The sequence below is a fragment of the Paenirhodobacter enshiensis genome (genome assembly GCF_000740785.1).
Taxonomy (GTDB): Bacteria; Pseudomonadota; Alphaproteobacteria; order Rhodobacterales; family Rhodobacteraceae; genus Rhodobacter; species Rhodobacter enshiensis.
The window spans coordinates 1-483 of the sequence record NZ_JFZB01000097.1; the positions used below are offsets into that span (position 1 = coordinate 1).

The following is a 483-nucleotide window of genomic DNA, read 5'->3' on the forward strand; positions in this document are numbered from 1 at the left end:
TCAATGCCGCCGCCGGAGACCGGAGCAGCGCGCAGGACCAAGTCAAACGGGACCTGAAGCAGGTGAAGAAGAAGATCGCCGGCATCCTCGCCGCGATCGAGGACGGGATGTATCATCCGTCAATGAAGGCGAAGATGCCGGATCTGGAAAGCCGGAAGACGAAGCTCACCGCCTTCCTCCAAGACACGCCCGCGCCGCCTGCCCTGCTGCATCCGCGCCTGTCCGATCTCTATCGAGAGAAGATCGCGAACCTTTCAGCGATGCTGACGAGCCGGGGCTGAGGCTGGAGGCCACGCAAATTCTGCGGGGGCTAGTTTCCGAGGTTCGGATGGTGCCAGACCGAGCGGCCACTGGCTTCCATCAGATTGAACTCATTGGGGAACTGGCTGGAATCCTGAACCTCGCGGAGGCAGATATGACAAAGCCCCCGCGATTGGCGAGGGCTTGTAACTCTTTCGAGTCGGAAACGTTGGTTGCGGGGGC

1 pseudogene is annotated in these 483 nt (G+C 61.1%); it reads left to right on the top strand.

Annotation, left to right across the window (positions count from 1 at the left end):
- Positions 1-281: pseudogene (locus CG50_RS17170) on the top strand (recombinase family protein); the annotation flags it as partial.
- Positions 282-483 lie beyond the last annotated feature (202 nt).